Origin of the sequence: Streptomyces sporangiiformans (assembly GCF_005768555.2) — a bacterium.
Classification (GTDB): Bacteria; Actinomycetota; Actinomycetes; order Streptomycetales; family Streptomycetaceae; genus Streptomyces; species Streptomyces sporangiiformans.
On record NZ_VCHX02000076.1, the window covers coordinates 1 to 1094 of the forward strand.

A 1094-nucleotide genomic window follows, 5' to 3' on the forward strand; every position below is an offset into this window, starting at 1 on the left:
AGTCGCGGACCTGTACGAGCGGCTTGCCGCGGACGGTCTTGGCTATGGTCCGGTGTTCCGTGGGGTGCGGGCGGCGTGGCGCAACGGCGGTGACGTGTTCACCGAGGTCGAACTGCCCGCCGACGCGGAGAGTTCCTTCGGTCTGCACCCGGCGCTGCTCGACGCGGCCCTGCACGGCATCGACTTCAGTGGGCTGATGGCCCAGTCGGGCGGCGGAACGTTGCTGCCGTTCGCCTGGCAGGGCGTGAGTCTCCATGCCGCGGGTGCCACGCGGTTGCGCGTCCAGCTGTCCGAGGGCATCGGTGGTTCGGTCGTGGTGCGGGTCGCCGATGACACGGGTGCTCCGGTGGCGTCGGTGGACGGGCTGACGCTGCGGGCGGTCTCGGCGGATCAGCTGGCGCGTGCGAGTGATCCGCACCGGGACGCGCTGTTCCGGCTCGACTGGGTCACTCTCCCCACGCCTTCCGTCCTGTCGGAGGGCTCGTCGGCGGTGCTCGGCGCGCAGGCGCCGGAACTCGACGGAGCGGAGCGGTACGCCGACCTGGCCGCGTTCATCGCCGCCCTCGACGAGGGGCATCCGGTGCCCGACGCTGTGCTGACGGTGCTGCCGCTCGCGGCAGCGGAAACACCCTCTGTCGACGCGGTGCGTGAGGTCACGTATCGCACGCTGGGTCTGTTGCAGGGCTGGCTGGCGGATGAGCGGGTCGAGGGGACGCGGCTGGTTCTGGTGTCCGAGGGCGCGGTGGCGGCCGCGGCCGACGAGGACGTCGTCGACATGGCGGGGGCGGCGGCGTGGGGTCTGGTGCGCTCCGCGCAGTCGGAGAACCCCGGCCGGTTCGTCCTCGTCGACCTCGATGTCGACGAGCAGGACGCCGCGGATCGGCTGGGCCTCGCGCTGGCGTCCGGTGAGCCGCAAGTCGCGGTTCGTGGTGGTGAGTTGAGGGTGCCTCGACTGGCCCGTCATGGAGCGGGCGGGGCGTTGGTGCCGCCGGCCGGGACCCAGGGCTGGATCCTGGATGTGACGGGCACCCGCAGCCTGGAGGGTCTGGCGCTGGTCGAGCACGGGCCCGCCGTCGCCCCGCTGAAGGGGGACG

At 72.6% G+C, this 1094-nt stretch carries 1 protein-coding gene; it reads left to right on the plus strand.

What is annotated here, in order from left to right; all coding sequences use genetic code 11:
- Positions 1-1094 (plus strand): polyketide synthase dehydratase domain-containing protein (locus FGD71_RS07670; protein ID WP_181359142.1); only part of this gene is annotated, 1094 nt, incomplete at both ends.